A 14,797-nucleotide genomic window follows, 5' to 3' on the forward strand; every position below is an offset into this window, starting at 1 on the left:
GTGTTCACGCCTTCCGCGGTGGAGTGAAGATCGCGGCGAGCCCGATGTTCGGTGATTCCCAGTCGTCCGAAACCGTTCCGATGTCCATGCCGAGATCGCTGAACGGGCCGGCGATCACTCGCTTCTTGGAAGGCAACACATCCAGGCAACGCCAGCGGTCGATTTCCAACCGCTCACCCGTCGTTAAGAAATGAAGGACGAGGAACGTGACGAGTTCCCTCGCGGCAGCGGGTTTGTCTGCGTTGGTGAGCTTCTTCTGTTGCTCGGCGAACGGCTTGCCTGGTTCAATCGGAGTGAGCCGGATCTGCCGCCACTTCCACGAATCGGTGTCCTTCGCGAACCGAGCCTTGTCGAGAAAATCGGTGGGGTAGAAGAGTGAGCGATGCTTTTCGCGGAGTCGCTCGATGCTGATGCCGCAATCCCAGAAGGTCGCGTAACCGACCAGTGAGATGGGAGCTGGTGGGGGCTCGTACGGACCCGGCAGCCCGAACAACTCGTGGACCTGCTTCGGGCTCAGGGGCGTGTACTTCTTCGCCTCTTCGGGTTTCTTGGTTTCACGTGGCGTGATCGGTTTCTTCGCTTTGACTTTTGCCATGGTTTGACTCCTGTCCCGCGTCTCGCGAGAACAATCTTCTGTTGTGTCCGGTTGTGAATGAACATGAAGCATCAGATGTGGAGTTGTGCGAACGAGGACGATAAATCGCCCTCGTTGCTCTGGAACCTTCGCTACGCAGATAGTTCAGATTTGTGTGACTGAAGTAGTTTGCCGCGTCAGTCGACACGCCATCCGGCCTGGATCAGTTCCTCGGCGTAATCGAACACCTCTCGCGGAAGTTCAAGGAGTTGATCCACGGTTGGGGGCAAGTTGAACAGGTTTGCGAACAGGACAGTGGCTGAGAATCCCGTTCGGCCAACCGTACCCATCGCGTCGAACATCACACCCAGTTCGACACCGTTCGGGGTTGTTCGAATCAGCGGAAGGAAGGGCCACGCCACCCACACGGCTGGCGTGGTGATGATCCGCAAGTGCCGGGATCTCGGTACAGCACTACTCGGTGCGATCACGTTGGTTCTCCGTGAGTTAATGAGTGGATCAGACCCCGGCAACGGGAGCCGCAGTGAGTTCGGCGACCTTGGCTCGCAACTCTTGCTGAGCCGCGAGGACGGCTCGATCAAGCCGTTCCTTCTCATCAGCCAACAATTCGGCGTAGCCTTCCACCTTCAGCCGCGTCGTGCGAATCTTCTCCGCTGCTCGCTTCAGTGTGTCTTCACGGGTGTCTTCACCGAACTGAGCGACAGCTTGGCGGTGTTCCTCGATGAGAGCTGACAGTCCGCACGCCACCGCATCCTTGACGCTGCGATCGCCTTCGGGTGTTCCAACCGGGACTGGGAATCGGAGAACCTGACCGTTGATCCGACCGAGAAAGTGCTGGACTTGATCGACGAACGACGCATGCACGTTCGGGACGAAATAACATCCGCCCTGGGGCCGCACACTGAAGAGATCCGCGTGCTGGTCGAAGAGTTTTTGGATAATTCGGGTCACGTCACTGCCGGTGCGGACGCGGATGCAGCGATCGAGTTCTTCTTGAGCAAGGGTGGCAAGTCCGGGCAGTTCACAGGTCACTGACCCTGTGTGTTTGTCGAGGGTGAGCATGGTCTCGAGGGTGTATTCGAAGTGGTCGTCGGAGCGAGACTCTTGAGTGAACTGAAACTGGATCGTGCTCGCGTTGTCGGCTACTTGGCGGATGATCCGCTGATCGGCGAGCCGCTTACACGCGCGGGTGAATGCGTGCTTCGGTGCCAACTCGCGAGCGACAGCCGGGTCGAGACTGGCATCGGTGAGGGCTTCGACCAAGGTTGCGTGTGGAATCGCAACGCCGTTGCAGGTCCAACTGATCACTTCGCCAAGCAAGCGTGTGCCTTCCGCAACCGGGAAACTTGTGGTCGTCATCGGGGTCATGGGAAACTCCTTGGGATGAAACGAAACGCCCGGTCGCGTCCGTTCCCGAGGAACAGATCACGCCGGGCGAGTGTTGGGACAAGGGTAAGCGCCCGGCGAAACCCGTAGATCGTCGAGTGGCCGGTGGGTTCGGGTCGCGACTTTCGTGGCAGCCAACTCTTGGCGGTCCACGTCGGACCCGCCCGCCACCGGGAGTAAGGCGCCCAGGTCGGACCTTGCCGACGGATGCCACGTTCCACTCGTCCCGGGTGACGGACTCGACCTCGGCGTGAACCCCTCCGTCGTCCGCGCGGGCGATTCTCACAGACTGCCCGTGTACAGGGCTGCCCCGCCTCGGCCGTGAGCAACCGCCAGCCACCCGCACGACGCCGTGTTCGGAGAAACACCGACGGTGTGGGGAACTTCCGACGCAAGGTGGGACACTCCCCTCGCCCGACCTGCGTCCCCCGCGCCCGCCTGGCCCCGCATTCGCGGGCCATCTCCCCGCCCCTGCGGTGCGTCCTCACCGCTTCGCAATTCACCTCCCCGCCGCGGTGCATCCACACCGCGACGGGCACACGCGGTTTCGTCACCGAACGGAGGCACGAGCATGTCGACGGCGATCGCATCTCACACCGACCGGCGGGCCGCCCCGCCCGAGTACGCCGGCGTCCCGTCGGACCAGAAGCGGGTCAAGACCCGCATCGGGGCGGACGCCCGCCACGACGCGAACGGGTCCACCAGCGGCGGGCCGCTGGCGACGTTCCTGGGGCTGTTCAGCATCGGGCTGGGGTTGTGGGAACTGAGCAACCCGCGGGGCGTCGCCGAGACCAGTGGCGTCCCGTACCCGGGCACCCTGCGGGCGTACGGAGCCCGGGAGATCGCCAGCGGGCTGACCATCCTGTCGGGCCACACGGTCGGCGGCCTGTGGTCGCGGGTCGCCGGCGACGCCCTCGACATCGCCACCGCGGCCGCGGCCTTCGCCGACACCGGCGGGGACGCCGACCGCCGCCGGAAGGTCGTCCAGACCATCGCCGCGCTGCTCGGGGTGACCGTCCTCGACGTCGTCGCGGCCACGTCGCACACCGCCGGCCACTGACCCGGTCGCCGGACCGGGCGGCTTCTTCACGGCCGAGGGGAAGCTGGGGTTACAAGGCCGGGAGGCGGAGTGCCCGAACCGCCGGCTCGAACATCGACTTCACAACTACCACCAGGAGCATCCGATGAAGGCGATCGTCTGGCACGGGAAGGAAGACGTCCGGTGCGACAACGTCCCCGACCCGAAGATCGAGGACCAGCGGAACCTGATCATCAAGGTGACCAGCACCGCGATTTGCGGCAGCGACCTGCACCTGTACGACCTGTACGTCCCGGCCATGATGCCCGGCGACGTCCTCGGGCACGAGCCGATGGGCGAGGTGGTCGAGGTCGGCAGCCAGGTCACCAAGTTCAAGAAGGGGGACAAGGTCGTCGTCCCGTTCACCATCGTGTGCGGGCAGTGCTGGTTCTGCCAGAAGCAGTTCTACTCCTGCTGCGACACCACCAACCGGGACAAGGAGAAGGCGGCCGCCATGATGGGCCACGCCCCGGCCGGGCTGTACGGGTACAGCCACCTGACCGGCGCGTACCAGGGCGGGCAGGCCCAGTACCTCCAGGTGTGGCACGCCGACGCCAGCGTCGTGAAGGTGCCCAACGAGATCCCGGACGAGAAGGTGCTGTTCCTGTCCGACGCCTTCCCGACCGGGTACTTCGCCGCCGAGCAGGCCGGGATCGAGCCGGGCGACACGGTCGCCGTCTGGGGGTGCGGGCCGGTCGGCCAGTTCGCCATCCGCTCGGCCTGGATGCTCGGGGCCGGCCGGGTGATCGCCATCGACAACGTCCCGGAGCGGCTGCAGATGGCCCGCGACGGGAAGGCCGAAACGGTCAACTTCGAGGAGGTGACCGTCTACGACCGGCTGCAGGAGATGACCAAGGGCCGCGGGGCGGACCGGGTGATCGACGCGGTGGGGTGCGAGGCCCACTACGCCGGCTACATCGACGCCGTGCTCGACAAGGCCAAGACGCTGGTCGGGCAGCCGGTCGACCGGGCCCACGCCCTCCGCGAGGCGATCATGTGCTGCCGGAAGGCCGGCACGGTGTCGGTCGTCGGGGTGTACGCCAACTTCCCGGACAAGTTCCCGATGGGGGCGTTCATGAACAAGGGGCTGCAGATGCGGGCCGCCCAGACGCACATGCAGCGGCTCACCCAGCCGCTGCTGGACAAGGTGCTCAAGGGCGAGTTCGACCCGTCGTTCGTCATCACCCACCGGCTGCCGATCGAGGAGGGGCCGGCCGCGTACCGGACGTTCCGCGACAAGAAGGACAACTGCATCAAGGTCGTCCTCAAGCCGTGGGCCAACTGAACCCACTCGCACCACCAGGAGGAACGGACATGGCGGTTGAACTCTCCCGGGGGCCGGCGGCCGGCACCCGGAGCGGGCCGTTGCAATCACCCGGTACCCCGGCGCAGCCGGCGGCCGGGTCGCCCTCGGGGGTGAACCTCGGCGACGCGGAACGCGTGGCCTCGGCGTTAGTCGGCGGGGTGCTCGCGCTCCTCGGGCTCGCCCGCCGGTCGCCCGGCGGCGGGGCCGCGGCGGTGGCCGGCGGCGGGCTGCTGTACCGGGGCCTGACCGGGCACTGCCACCTGTACGGGGCGCTCGGCGTGAACACGGCCGAGGGCCAGTCGACCGGGCCGGTCGAGGTGCGGCGATCGATCACGGTCGACCGGCCGGCGGACGAACTGTACCGGCTGTGGCGGGACCCCCAGACCCCGGCCCGGGTGTTCGGGTCCTTCGCCGACGTCGCCCCGGTCGACCCGACCCGCGCCCGCTGGACGGTTCGCCTCCCGCTCGGGCGGACGCTGACCTGGGAAACCAGCGTCACCGAGGACCGCCCGGGCAAGGTGATCCGGTGGGAATCGACCGAGGGCGAGCCGGTGCGGAACTCCGGCGAGATCACGTTCGGGCCGTCCCTGTCACCGCTGGAGAAGGGCACCGTCGTCACCCTCCGGGTGCAGTTCGAGCCTCCCGGCGGGGCGGCCGGTGCCGGCCTCGTCAAACTCCTCGGAATCGTCCCCGATCAGTTGGCCGGCAAGTCGCTGAAGTACTTCCGGAGCCTGGCCGAAACCGGCGAGATCCCGACCACCGACCGCCAGCCGGCGGCTCGGCCCGACCCCCGCTAACCGAAGGAATCTGATGCGCGCGCTCTACTGGAACGGGGTGAACGACCTCCGGGTCGGGACCGTCAAGGACCCGGAGATCGTCAACCCGCGAGACGTGATTCTGAAGGTCCGGCTGTCCACCACCTGCGGGTCGGACCTGCACTTCATCGACGGCTACCTGCCGACCATGAAGCCCGGCGACGTGATCGGCCACGAGTTCATGGGCGAGGTGGTCGAGACCGGCCCGGCGGTCACGAAGGTGAAGAAGGGCGACCGGGTAGTCGTCCCGTCGTTCATCTCGTGCGGGTCCTGTTGGTACTGCCAGAAGAACCTGTACTCGCTGTGCGACAACACGCACCCGAAGCCGGAGCTACAGGAGCCGCTGCTCGGGTATCCCACGGCCGGCATCTACGGGTACACCCACGCGTTCGGCGGGTACGCCGGGAGCCACGCCGAGTACGTCCGCGTGCCGCACGCCGACGTCGGGTGCTTCCACGTCCCCGAAGGGGTCAAGGACGAGCAGGCGCTGTTCCTGTCGGACGCCGCGCCGACCGGGTACATGGGGGCCGACTTCTGCGGCCTCACGGGGGGCGAGACGGTGGCCGTGTGGGGGTGCGGCGGGGTCGGGCTGATGGCCCAGAAGAGCGCCTGGCTGATGGGGGCCGGGCGGGTGATCGGGATCGACCGGCTGCCGGAGCGGCTGCGGATGGCCCGGGAGAAGGTCGGGTCGGAGACGATCGACTTCTCGGCGGTCGACAGCGTGCCGGACGTGCTCAAGGAGATGACCGGCGGCCGCGGGCCGGACTGCTGCATCGACGCCGTCGGGATGGAGGCCGCCGGGAGCGGGCTGATGGGCGCGTACGACGCCGTCAAGCAGCAGTTCGGCCTGCACACCGACCGGGCGGACGCCCTCCGGCAGGCGATCTACTGCTGCCGCAAGGGGGGGACGCTGGTGATCCTCGGTGTGTACGGGGTGACCGACAAGTTCCCGCTCGGGATCATCATGAACAAGGGGCTGACGGTCCGGACTGCCCAGCAGCACGGGCAGGCGTACATGCCGCGGCTGCTGGCCCACGCGGCGAAGGGCGAGCTGGACCCGTCGTTCCTGGCCACCCACCGGTTCCGGCTGGAGGACGGCCCGACTGGGTACCGGATGTTCAAGCACAAAGAGGACGGCTGCGTCCGGTCGGTGTTCCTGCCGGCCTGATGCGTGCCCGTCACTGGGCTGGGGGCGACCCGGGCGTGTATCCCCGGCGGTTCACACCACACACCGCGGAGTGCCGACATGGCGAAGGAACTGGACGGCGTGAAGGTCGCCATTCTGGTGACCGAGGGGTTCGAGCAGGTCGAACTGGAGCAGCCCCGCCAGGCACTCGACGACGCTGGGGCCGAGACGAAGATCGTCTCCCCGATCGAGAAGAAGGTGCGGGCCTGGGACCTGACCAACTGGGGCGACAAGTTCACCGTCGACGTGCGGCTGGAGGAGGCCCGGGCGGACGACTTCGACGCCCTGCTCCTGCCGGGCGGGGTGATCAACCCGGACCTGCTGCGGATGCTCACCCCGGCGGTGGCGTTCGTGCGGGCGTTCTTCGAGGCGGGCAGGCCGGTGGCGTCGATCTGCCACGGGCCGTGGACGATCATCGAAGCCGGGCACGCCAAGGGGCGGCAGATGACGAGTTGGCCGTCGCTGCGGACCGACCTGCGGAACGCCGGGGCGGTGGTGGTGGACGAGGAGGCCGTGATCGACGGCAACCTGGTGACCAGCCGCGGGCCACAGGACATCCCGGCGTTCAACCGGGCGATGATCGGCGTGTTCGCCAAGGCGCGCCCGGTGGCCGCGGGGGCATGACCGGCACGGGCCTGCTGGTCAGCCAAGACGAAGACAACGTGCTGACGCTATTCCCGGCCCTGACCGTCGACCGCGAGGTCGCCCGGCAAGGGCTGGACTCTTCTGGAGCGCTGCCCCTGAGCGGGGCGCGAACACCGCGGAGTGGACGCGATGAAACGACTGCTACCAATCCTGCTCCTCGCGGCCGGTGCGGCCGCGCCCGCCGACGAGCCGAAGCTCGCCGCGGACAAGCCGGCGGGCAAGCTCGAACTCGTCGCGACGTTCGACGGCCCGATGCCGACCGGCGTCACCGTCTCCCAGAAGGGGCGGGTCTTCGTCAACTACCCGCGGTGGGGCGACCCGGTCACGTTCACCGTCGCGGAACTGAAGGGCGGTAAGCCGGTCGCGTACCCCGACGCCACGTTCTCGGTCTACGACAGGGAGCGCCCGAAGGAGACGCTCGTGTCGGTGCAGAGCGTGGTCGTCGATCCGGCCGACCGGCTGTGGATCGTCGACACCGGGAGCGTCGAGTTCGGTCCGGTGATCCCCGGCGGCGCGAAGTTCGTCGGCGTGGACCTCGGCACCAACACGGTGTTCAAGACGATCGGCTTCCCGCCCGACGTGGCGCTGAAGACGACGTACCTCAACGACGTCCGGTTCGACCTGCGCAAGGGCAAGGCCGGGGTCGCGTACATCACGGACTCATCGGGCACCGGCCCCAACGGGATCATTGTGGTGGACCTCGACACCGGAGCGAGCAAGCGCCGGCTCCACGACCACCCGTCCACGAAGGCGGCGAAGGGCTTCCTGCCCGTCGTGGAAGGGCGGACGCTGCTGGAGCGCAAGCCCGGGGAGAAGCCCAAGCACCTGTCGCTCGGGTCCGACGGCATCGCCCTCGGTCACGACGGCAAGCATCTGTACTACTGCCCGCTGGCGAGCCGGCACCTGTACCGCGTGCCCACCGACGCGCTGCTCGACGAGAAGACGACGGACGAACAATTGGGCAAGGCGGTGGAAGATTTGGGAGATCGCGGGTTCGCCTCCGACGGGTTGGAGACCGACGACAAGGGGCGCATCTACCTGACCGACTACGAGCACAACTCCGTCTTGCGCCGTGGCGCGGACGGGCAGTTCGAGACGATCGTTCACGACCCGCGGGCGCTGTGGCCGGACACGCTGTCGGTGGCGGCAGACGGGCACCTGTACTTCACGGTCAACCAACTGCACCGCCAGGCGCGGTTCCACGACGGCAAGGATCTGCGGGAGAAGCCGTACGCGCTGTTCCGCGTCAAGATCGACGCCGGGCCGGTTCTGCTACGACGGGACAAGTGATCGCCGCCACACGAGGGGGACGTTATGTCTGTCGAAGTCGTCGCGTACACCGACCCGAACTGCACGCACTGCCGGCGGCTGATGGAGTACCTCGGGAGCCAAAAAATCCCGTTCGAGGACCGGGACGTGACCGTCGACCCGCGCGCCTCGAACGAACTCCGCTCGATGAACGCGCCCGGGGTGCCGGTCGTGAAGGTTGGCGACGAGGTCGTGGGGGGATTCGACCGGGCGCGGCTCGACGAAGTGCTCAAGGCCCACGGCGTTCCGATCTGACGGCGCCCACTTCCTCCGAGCGGCGGCCCAGGACGTCCGCACTCACCGGTCCGCCCCGGCTGCCTCCCACGAGGACCGAGTCGCAGTTCCCGGGCGCAGGGCGCGAGCACCGATCGGCGATCCGTTGGTTAGGGCCGCAACTCCGGAGCCCCGCTACCGGCCGGTGGGGCGGCCGGGCGGGTGCAGGTCGTCGAGCCGGTCGGCCGGCACCGACCGGAGGCGGGTGAACAGGTCGCGGAGATAGGCGAGCGGGTCGAGCCCGAGCCGCCGGCACGTGCCGACGACCGAGTACAGGACCGCGGCCGACCGGCCGCCGGCGTCGCTCCCGGCGAACAGGTAGTTCTTGCGGCCCACCGCCACGGCCCGCAGCGCCCGCTCGCTGGCGTTGTTGTCGATCTGCAGGCCCCCGGCCTCGGTGTACCTCACCAGGGCGGCCCGGTTCCCCAGGGCGTACCCGATCGCGACCCCCGTCGGGCTCTTCGGCAGTACCCGCCCGCGCTGCTCCTCCAGCCACGCGAATAGGTCATCCAGCACCGGCCGGGCGTGGGATCGGCGGGCCGCCAGGCGGCCCGCGTCGTCGAGCGGTCTGATCTCGGCCTCGACGTCGTACAACCGGCGGATGCGGGCGATCGCCTCGTGCGCCCGGGCGGGGTCGGTAGCTCGGGCGTCGTGGAACTTCCTCCTCGCGTGCGCCCAGCACCCAACCTCGGCCGGCCGGGGCGGCGGGCGGTCGAACAGCGGGTCGTACTGCCGGAGGGCGTCGGCCTGGACGTACCCGGCGTAGTCGCCCAGCCACGCCCGCGGGCCGTCTCCCGAGTAGGTCGGGGTGAAGTCGAACACCACGTACGGGTGATCGGAATCCCCGAGGTACACCCATAGGTGCCCGGTCTTCGTCCGCCGGGAGCCCGGGGCGAGGACGGGGACCGGGGTGTCGTCCGTCTGGATCACCCGGGACCGCCGGACCAGCCCCGCCATCCGGTCGACGAGGGGCTTGAGCAGGCCGGCCGCGGCGGCGACCCAGCCCCCGAGGGTTGATCGGGAGAGGTCCACGCCGTGCCGGGCGAGGATGCCCGCCTGGCGGTGGAGGGGCAGGTGGTCGGCAAACTTCGACACCGCGACGTGGGCGAGCAGGCCCGGACCCGGTAGCCCCTTGTCGATCGGCTGTGCCGGGAGCGGGGCCGTGGTGATCGTCGGGGTCGGCTGGTCCGCCGGGTCGGCGGTGCGGCTGCATGTGGCACAGGCGTAGGTGTGGCGGACCCGCTCCACGACGAACAGGGACGCCGGCCGGTAGTCGAGCTGCTCGCTCGTCTCGGCCCCGATCCGGGCCCTCATCCGCCCACAGCACGGGCACGCCTTCTCGGCCTCGGTCAGGTCGAACACGACCCGCTCCCGGGGCAGGTGGCCGGGCAGCGGGCGGCGGCCGTGCCCACGCCGACGGGGCGGGTCTGTGGGAGGAGCCGCGGGCGGCACCTCGCCGGGAGCCGGGTTCTCGCCGGTAACCCGCTCGGACTTCTTGCCGTAGAGCCGGCGGGTCAGGTCGTTGATCCGGAGTTGCTGGGCCTCGACCGTCTTCCGGAGGTCGGCGACCGTGCCGAGCAGCTCCCGCACCATCCCCTGCAGGGTGGCGACGTCGGTCGGGAGTGGTGGGCTCGGCGGGTCCTCCATGACCGATTCAACCCCGACCCTCGGCCCAGGTAGCGCGACGGCGGAAGATCAGCCGGGCGTAGGCTTCCGGTAGCGGGGCTGGCGGCGGACCTCGGCCGGGTCGATGCCGCGGAGGATCAGCCCGAGGTCGTCGGCCGTCATCTCCGCCCGGTACGGGCCGGGCGTACGCTCCGGGTCGACGGTCGACAGCCTCACCGTCCCCCGCTCCAGCCGCTTGCACCACAGGGCGTACCCGTCCGTGTCCCAGTACAGGACCTTGATCCGGTCCCCCTTGCGGCTGCGGAACACGAACAGGTGGCCCGACAGCGGATCCTGCTCCAGGAACCGGGTGACCTGGGCGGCGAGCATGTCGAACCCGCACCGCATGTCGGTCGCCCGGGTGCACACGAACACCTTGATCCCGCTCGGCCAGGTCAGCACGGGAACCCCTCCAGCGCGGCAACGACGGCCCGCAGGTGGGCCGGATCGAACCCGGGTGGCACCCGGACAACACGGCCGTCGGCGAGCACGACTTCGATCGGCCCGACTGCACCGGGCGGTGTCATGTGGACGGGGACGAACTCGGGGGTGCCCGCGCCCGCAGCTCGGGCGTCGCGGGCGGCGATCTCCTTGCGCCAGTGGGCGAGCGCGGTCGGGGTCACGCCCTCCCGCGCGCAGAACGCGCTGATCTTCAGGCCGCTGCCCTTCCAGCGAGCCAGTCGCTTCCGCCACTGCCGCTCGCGGGCGGGATCGGGACGGCGGTTCGGCATCGGTGCATCCTCCGAGGTGAATGCACCGAGCGTACCACGACCGCCAACACGGGTTTCACCGGTCGGTTACGATTCACACGATCTGATCAAGGACGCCCAGCAGGCCACGAACAACCCGTTCACGCACCCGCAAACGGGCAAGGAAGAGTACATATCCTGCTTCTACGTCGCGAACGCGGGGGACATCTCAGAGCAGGCCAGAACCAACTTCTTCAACACCCTGATGCGGAAGGGCATCCGGGACGCGCGGCTGCTTGATGGAAAAGCGCTTGTGCTGCTGGACAAGTCGGCGGCCTTCACTCGCACCTCGCTCTACAAGGAGCGGGTGACTGGCTTGCAGCTCGAGGCCAAGCGAAACCTCGTGGCCGCGATTCATTTGCTCAAGGCGTTGGAAGATGAGGAAGAGTCGTACAAGATCGCGATGCTCTCCCGTTTCCGTTCCAGTGCCGCAGACGCTTTTCTCGCCGCCCCGATCCCGCATGCGCGATTGACTGTCGATCTCGTCAACGAGTACTGGGAACACGTCTCGATGTGTAACCACCTCGTTGAGGTCATGAACACGGAGCTGCGCGCGGATGCGGATACCGAGACCAGCACTCTGGCACTGAAGAATCTGCTGCCCGACCTGAAGACGCGGTGCATGAAGGTCAACAACGCGGCCGTCCGCTTCCTCTTGGAGCTTGGCCAGAAGCCGTCATCCTGAGCGGGGATGACTCGCTGCGTATTCCGCAATCGCTTCCAGTCCTAGTACTACAGCGCCGGTTATCACAACCCTTTACGCTGCTAGCGTCTCGGCTACAACTTCGATCGGAATCGTGCCCGATTGGAGCTTGCTATGGACGCCGCGGAGTTGCGCCGCCTGAAGCCGGAGCTGGAGTCGTTCCTGGACCGGTACGCGCCCCTGTTCGGGCGCCCCGAGGCCCAGGGCCACGGCCGGCGGTTCGTTCAGGGCCTCCTGCTCGGGGGCGACCGGCGGAGCGTCGAGAACATTGCCGAGGCCATCGACGGGTGCGTGGTCCGGTCCCTCCAGACGTTCATCACCACCGCGCCCTGGGGCGCCGACACGGTCCTGGCGGAGTTGCGCCGGCAGGTGACCGAGGAGTGGGGCGACCCCGAGGCCGTGGTCACCGTGGACGAGACCGGGTTCCCCAAGAAGGGGGTCCAGTCGGTCGGGGTCAAGCGCCAGTACTCGGGCACCCTGGGGCGGGTCGAGAACTGCCAGGTCGGGGTGTTCCTCGGGTACGCAACCCTGAGGGGCCGGGCGCTGCTCGACCGCGCGCTGTACCTTCCCAAGGAGTGGGCCAACGACGCCGACCGGCGGGAGGAGGCGGGGGTCCCGGAGGGGGTCGCGTTCGCCACCAAGATCGTGCTGGCCCGGCGGATGATCGATCGTACTGTGGCCGCCGGTGTACCGGCGAGGTGGGTCTTCGAAGCACAGACGGAACTCCTTGATCTTCTCGGGCAGGTTTATCGCCACTTCCTCGGGGGACAGCGGGTAGAGGATGACCTCGATCGTGTTCCTGAGACGGTACATCCGCATAAGCAGGTCGTTCAGCTCCCAAGGCGATCGCATCGGGTGGGGTCAGTGGGGCGTCCTGTTCGTCGTCGGATAGGACAGTGTGGGACATCCGAGTGGCTCCCATCGTGGGTGTGGTAAGTGTGGGAAAGAGATGATCTCAGTTGACTATCTCTTTCCCACACTTACGTACACCAATCAATCAGTATGTAGATCGCTTGTGGCGAAAAACTAACGAGATGATGTATGCGCCGGAGTTGTCTGTGACGGCGGGGGTGGGGGGTGGACCGGGCGGGTGGTGACCGGGCCGGCCCCACGGGGGCCGCGGATCCGGGAGGTGCAGCCGCAGGAGTAGGCCTTCGGGGCATTGGCCGAGGACCGGATGACGTCGGCCCGGCCGCACGCGTGGCACCGGCACCGCCACATCACCTGGCCGTAATCGGCCACGCCGACGCACTCCAGGACTTCCAGGTGGTTGAAGTGCCGTCCGGTCAGGTCAGCTCGGCGGCGCATGACGGGTCTCTTTCGGGCTGCTTGGAATTCGGGGCAGAGGCACGTACCCCCTTCACTTTGAGTCGGGAGAGCGGCGCGGGGATGGAGGTGGGGTGGTTTGTGCCAGGACGTGGGCCCCGGCCAGGTCCTCCCGGCGGATGCAGATGAGGGTGGTCATTGCGCCGCGGAACACGAGGCCCGTTGCCTCCACCCTCGTGGTAAGGTCGTGGCGGTGCAGGTGGGAGCGGAGGGCCGGGTAGTCGAGCAACCAGGCCCGGGCCAGGTCCATCACCGGCAGGTAGGTTACCTTGTTGCCGTCGCGGGTGTTGATCTCAATCTGACGTACACCGTTGGGGATCTTCATGGTTATGGGGTGGTTTGGTTTGTGGCTAAGGGTATCGGGCCCAGGCTGTACCCCGGGTTTCTTAAAACTGAGACTTCGCTCTCTGTGTGTCGCTTCGTCTCGTTCTGCATCCTGAAAATCAGTCTGCAGAATCCCCATCCGGGTGGATGGCGACCTGCGACACGTCATCTGCAGTGAGCCGCGTTCGGGACCGCGTCCGGCTCCTCTCACCCCTACGCGCGCCGGGCTCTCTTCCTCGACAGTCGGACCCCACCCAGACCGACCGAACGCCCGGATTCCCCTCTGCCACAACCCAAGGGCACGCCTTTGAAGGTGGGCCCGTCCTGGGCCCCGAAGCAGGGGTACTGACCGTCCCTCTCCCTCCCGATACGAAGCGTCGGGCCGCTCGGGATTGCGCATTTGCTGATCCCCTGCACCCGCGGCAGGGACCCGGGGTTTTGGGCCGCGGCCCGTCACCAACCCCGGACGGCGGTGCCCAACCTGGGGCGATGTCCGACGGACCGGGCCGTTCGGCTCCGGTCTTCCGATTTACTACTCTTCCCCGGCCGTCACTCAATCAATGTGAGTGAAAAAGCTGGCGCTGGGTTGCCGAGGTATGGTCACCGGGCGCCGCCCGGCGGTGTGGGTGCCGGGGCGGGAGATCGTTGCGTTGCGATGAGCCGGTGAACGACGCCTGGACGACGCGACGGGCAGCCGGGCCTGTGCTCATTCCGGCTACCCGGCACAGCACCGGGAGTCCGGGAGGATGCGACCGCCGCGCCCGGCACGCTCATCCAGAGGCAACCGCGGGCAGGGCGGCGAGGTGGGCGTGGAGCAGGGGCAGGACGGCCACCGCGTAGAGGATCGGGCGGCCGACGGTGATCAGGCGATAGGGGGCGGGCGGTTGCAGCCGGTCGACCCGCCGCTCGAACACGGCCAGGCAGTCGAGCAGCCGGTAGTATGGGAGTCGAGCGCCTGCCACGTGGGGCCAGGCCCGGAAGGACAGGAAGGAACTCTTCCGGGTGTACAGGTGGTACGGATACCTGGGGTGCGTGAGGGGACCCGGGTCGTCGGACACGGGCCGCTCCGGGGCGTACTGACAGCCGAAGGCGCGCTCGACCTCGGAGCAGATCGACCGGTGCAGGGTCCGGACGGACGCCCGGTAGGCCAGGTAGTCGTTGTGCCGCCGCAGGACGTGGGCCGCGTCAGGCATCCCGAGTTCGTCCAGCCGGTCGGCGTACACCATCAGGTGGAAGCCCGGCGGGTCGCCCGGGGGGAGGGCCCGGAGGAAGACTTGGTGCTCGGTCACGGAGCTCGTGTGGGTAGGCATTGGTTTTCCTTCTCAAGGTGTCGCTGGTGATGAGGCTGCGAGGCCGGGTGCCCCGCAGCCCGTAGGGGCTTCGAGCGGCCTGGAGTGCGGATGCTGGAGCGGGCGAACGAGGAGCCGCGGGCGGCGCC

Annotated in this window: 16 protein-coding genes and 1 pseudogene; 9 read left to right on the forward strand and 8 right to left on the reverse strand. The window is 67.9% G+C overall.

All coding sequences use genetic code 11. The features are described from left to right. Positions 1-4 precede the first annotated feature (4 nt). The 3 genes from ACTIGN_RS23960 to ACTIGN_RS23970 form a co-directional block, all read right to left on the reverse strand. On the reverse strand, positions 5-595 hold the full coding sequence (locus ACTIGN_RS23960; RefSeq protein WP_439628577.1) for a hypothetical protein: 591 nt from the start codon (positions 593-595) through the stop codon (positions 5-7). 176 nt (positions 596-771) lie between these two features. Further along, positions 772-1,026, reverse strand: coding sequence for a hypothetical protein (locus ACTIGN_RS23965; protein WP_439628579.1), 255 nt, complete (start codon positions 1,024-1,026; stop codon positions 772-774). A gap of 67 nt (positions 1,027-1,093) precedes the next feature. Continuing rightward, positions 1,094-1,963 (reverse strand): DUF6744 family protein, encoded by an 870-nt coding sequence (locus tag ACTIGN_RS23970; RefSeq protein WP_439628581.1) that lies wholly within the window; start codon positions 1,961-1,963, stop codon positions 1,094-1,096. Between the two features lie 589 nt (positions 1,964-2,552). Between ACTIGN_RS23970 and ACTIGN_RS23975 the strand changes: the two genes are divergently transcribed. The 7 genes from ACTIGN_RS23975 to ACTIGN_RS24005 all read left to right on the forward strand — a co-directional run bounded on the left by ACTIGN_RS23975 (position 2,553) and on the right by ACTIGN_RS24005 (position 8,574). Further along, positions 2,553-3,041 (forward strand): hypothetical protein, encoded by a 489-nt coding sequence (locus ACTIGN_RS23975; RefSeq protein ID WP_439628583.1) that lies wholly within the window; start codon positions 2,553-2,555, stop codon positions 3,039-3,041. Between the two features lie 124 nt (positions 3,042-3,165). After that, complete coding sequence (locus tag ACTIGN_RS23980) at positions 3,166-4,344, forward strand: zinc-dependent alcohol dehydrogenase (protein ID WP_439628585.1); 1,179 nt, start codon at positions 3,166-3,168, stop codon at positions 4,342-4,344. Positions 4,345-4,373: 29 nt separating this feature from the next. Beyond that, complete coding sequence (locus tag ACTIGN_RS23985; protein WP_439628587.1) at positions 4,374-5,162, forward strand: SRPBCC family protein; 789 nt, start codon at positions 4,374-4,376, stop codon at positions 5,160-5,162. 13 nt (positions 5,163-5,175) lie between these two features. Beyond that, a complete protein-coding gene (locus ACTIGN_RS23990) occupies positions 5,176-6,348 on the forward strand; it encodes a zinc-dependent alcohol dehydrogenase (protein ID WP_439628589.1) in 1,173 nt (390 codons plus the stop codon). A 78-nt stretch (positions 6,349-6,426) separates the two neighbouring features. Beyond that, positions 6,427-6,990, forward strand: a complete 564-nt coding sequence (locus ACTIGN_RS23995) for a type 1 glutamine amidotransferase domain-containing protein (RefSeq protein WP_439628591.1) — start codon at positions 6,427-6,429, stop codon at positions 6,988-6,990. 150 nt (positions 6,991-7,140) lie between these two features. After that, positions 7,141-8,301, forward strand: coding sequence for an L-dopachrome tautomerase-related protein (locus tag ACTIGN_RS24000; RefSeq protein WP_439628593.1), 1,161 nt, complete (start codon positions 7,141-7,143; stop codon positions 8,299-8,301). Positions 8,302-8,325: 24 nt separating this feature from the next. Then, positions 8,326-8,574 carry a glutaredoxin family protein gene (locus tag ACTIGN_RS24005; protein ID WP_439628595.1) on the forward strand — a complete coding sequence of 83 codons (249 nt, stop codon included), beginning with the start codon at positions 8,326-8,328 and terminating at the stop codon, positions 8,572-8,574. Between the two features lie 153 nt (positions 8,575-8,727). On the opposite strand, the gene tnpC is transcribed toward ACTIGN_RS24005, so the two are convergent. The 3 genes from tnpC to tnpA are packed head-to-tail and all read right to left on the reverse strand — an operon-like array spanning position 8,728 to position 10,988. Continuing rightward, positions 8,728-10,239 (reverse strand): IS66 family transposase, encoded by a 1,512-nt coding sequence (gene tnpC / locus ACTIGN_RS24010; protein ID WP_439628597.1) that lies wholly within the window; start codon positions 10,237-10,239, stop codon positions 8,728-8,730. A 48-nt stretch (positions 10,240-10,287) separates the two neighbouring features. Continuing rightward, complete coding sequence (gene tnpB, locus ACTIGN_RS24015; RefSeq protein ID WP_439628599.1) at positions 10,288-10,659, reverse strand: IS66 family insertion sequence element accessory protein TnpB; 372 nt, start codon at positions 10,657-10,659, stop codon at positions 10,288-10,290. Continuing rightward, positions 10,653-10,988, reverse strand: coding sequence for an IS66 family insertion sequence element accessory protein TnpA (gene tnpA, locus ACTIGN_RS24020; RefSeq protein WP_439628601.1), 336 nt, complete (start codon positions 10,986-10,988; stop codon positions 10,653-10,655). Before tnpA ends, tnpB begins: the two co-directional genes overlap by 7 nt. A 16-nt stretch (positions 10,989-11,004) precedes the next feature. Between tnpA and ACTIGN_RS24025 the strand changes: the two genes are divergently transcribed. Together ACTIGN_RS24025 and ACTIGN_RS24030 are read left to right on the forward strand one after the other, a co-directional pair. Continuing rightward, complete coding sequence (locus ACTIGN_RS24025) at positions 11,005-11,691, forward strand: hypothetical protein (RefSeq protein WP_439628603.1); 687 nt, start codon at positions 11,005-11,007, stop codon at positions 11,689-11,691. Between the two features lie 132 nt (positions 11,692-11,823). After that, positions 11,824-12,414: pseudogene (locus tag ACTIGN_RS24030) on the forward strand (IS701 family transposase); the annotation flags it as partial. Positions 12,415-13,069: 655 nt separating this feature from the next. Here the strand turns inward: ACTIGN_RS24030 and ACTIGN_RS24035 are convergent. Beyond that, positions 13,070-13,360 carry a hypothetical protein gene (locus tag ACTIGN_RS24035; protein WP_439628605.1) on the reverse strand — a complete coding sequence of 97 codons (291 nt, stop codon included), beginning with the start codon at positions 13,358-13,360 and terminating at the stop codon, positions 13,070-13,072. 769 nt (positions 13,361-14,129) lie between these two features. Further along, a complete protein-coding gene (locus tag ACTIGN_RS24040) occupies positions 14,130-14,669 on the reverse strand; it encodes a hypothetical protein (RefSeq protein WP_439628607.1) in 540 nt (179 codons plus the stop codon). Positions 14,670-14,797: the final 128 nt, after the last annotated feature.

Source organism: Gemmata sp., assembly GCF_051859125.1.
GTDB lineage: Bacteria > Planctomycetota > Planctomycetia > Gemmatales > Gemmataceae > Gemmata.

Coding starts and splice junctions, on each gene's coding strand:
- ACTIGN_RS23975 (WP_439628583.1), top strand. CDS start 2,553: ATGTCGACGGCGATCGCATCTCACACCGACCGGCGGGCCGCCCCGCCC.
- ACTIGN_RS23990 (WP_439628589.1), top strand. CDS start 5,176: ATGCGCGCGCTCTACTGGAACGGGGTGAACGACCTCCGGGTCGGGACC.
- ACTIGN_RS23980 (WP_439628585.1), top strand. CDS start 3,166: ATGAAGGCGATCGTCTGGCACGGGAAGGAAGACGTCCGGTGCGACAAC.
- tnpC (WP_439628597.1), bottom strand. CDS start 10,239: ATGGAGGACCCGCCGAGCCCACCACTCCCGACCGACGTCGCCACCCTG.
- ACTIGN_RS24040 (WP_439628607.1), bottom strand. CDS start 14,669: ATGCCTACCCACACGAGCTCCGTGACCGAGCACCAAGTCTTCCTCCGG.
- ACTIGN_RS23960 (WP_439628577.1), bottom strand. CDS start 595: ATGGCAAAAGTCAAAGCGAAGAAACCGATCACGCCACGTGAAACCAAG.
- ACTIGN_RS23970 (WP_439628581.1), bottom strand. CDS start 1,963: ATGACCCCGATGACGACCACAAGTTTCCCGGTTGCGGAAGGCACACGC.
- ACTIGN_RS24035 (WP_439628605.1), bottom strand. CDS start 13,360: ATGAAGATCCCCAACGGTGTACGTCAGATTGAGATCAACACCCGCGAC.
- ACTIGN_RS23995 (WP_439628591.1), top strand. CDS start 6,427: ATGGCGAAGGAACTGGACGGCGTGAAGGTCGCCATTCTGGTGACCGAG.
- tnpA (WP_439628601.1), bottom strand. CDS start 10,988: ATGCCGAACCGCCGTCCCGATCCCGCCCGCGAGCGGCAGTGGCGGAAG.
- ACTIGN_RS24000 (WP_439628593.1), top strand. CDS start 7,141: ATGAAACGACTGCTACCAATCCTGCTCCTCGCGGCCGGTGCGGCCGCG.
- ACTIGN_RS23985 (WP_439628587.1), top strand. CDS start 4,374: ATGGCGGTTGAACTCTCCCGGGGGCCGGCGGCCGGCACCCGGAGCGGG.
- ACTIGN_RS24005 (WP_439628595.1), top strand. CDS start 8,326: ATGTCTGTCGAAGTCGTCGCGTACACCGACCCGAACTGCACGCACTGC.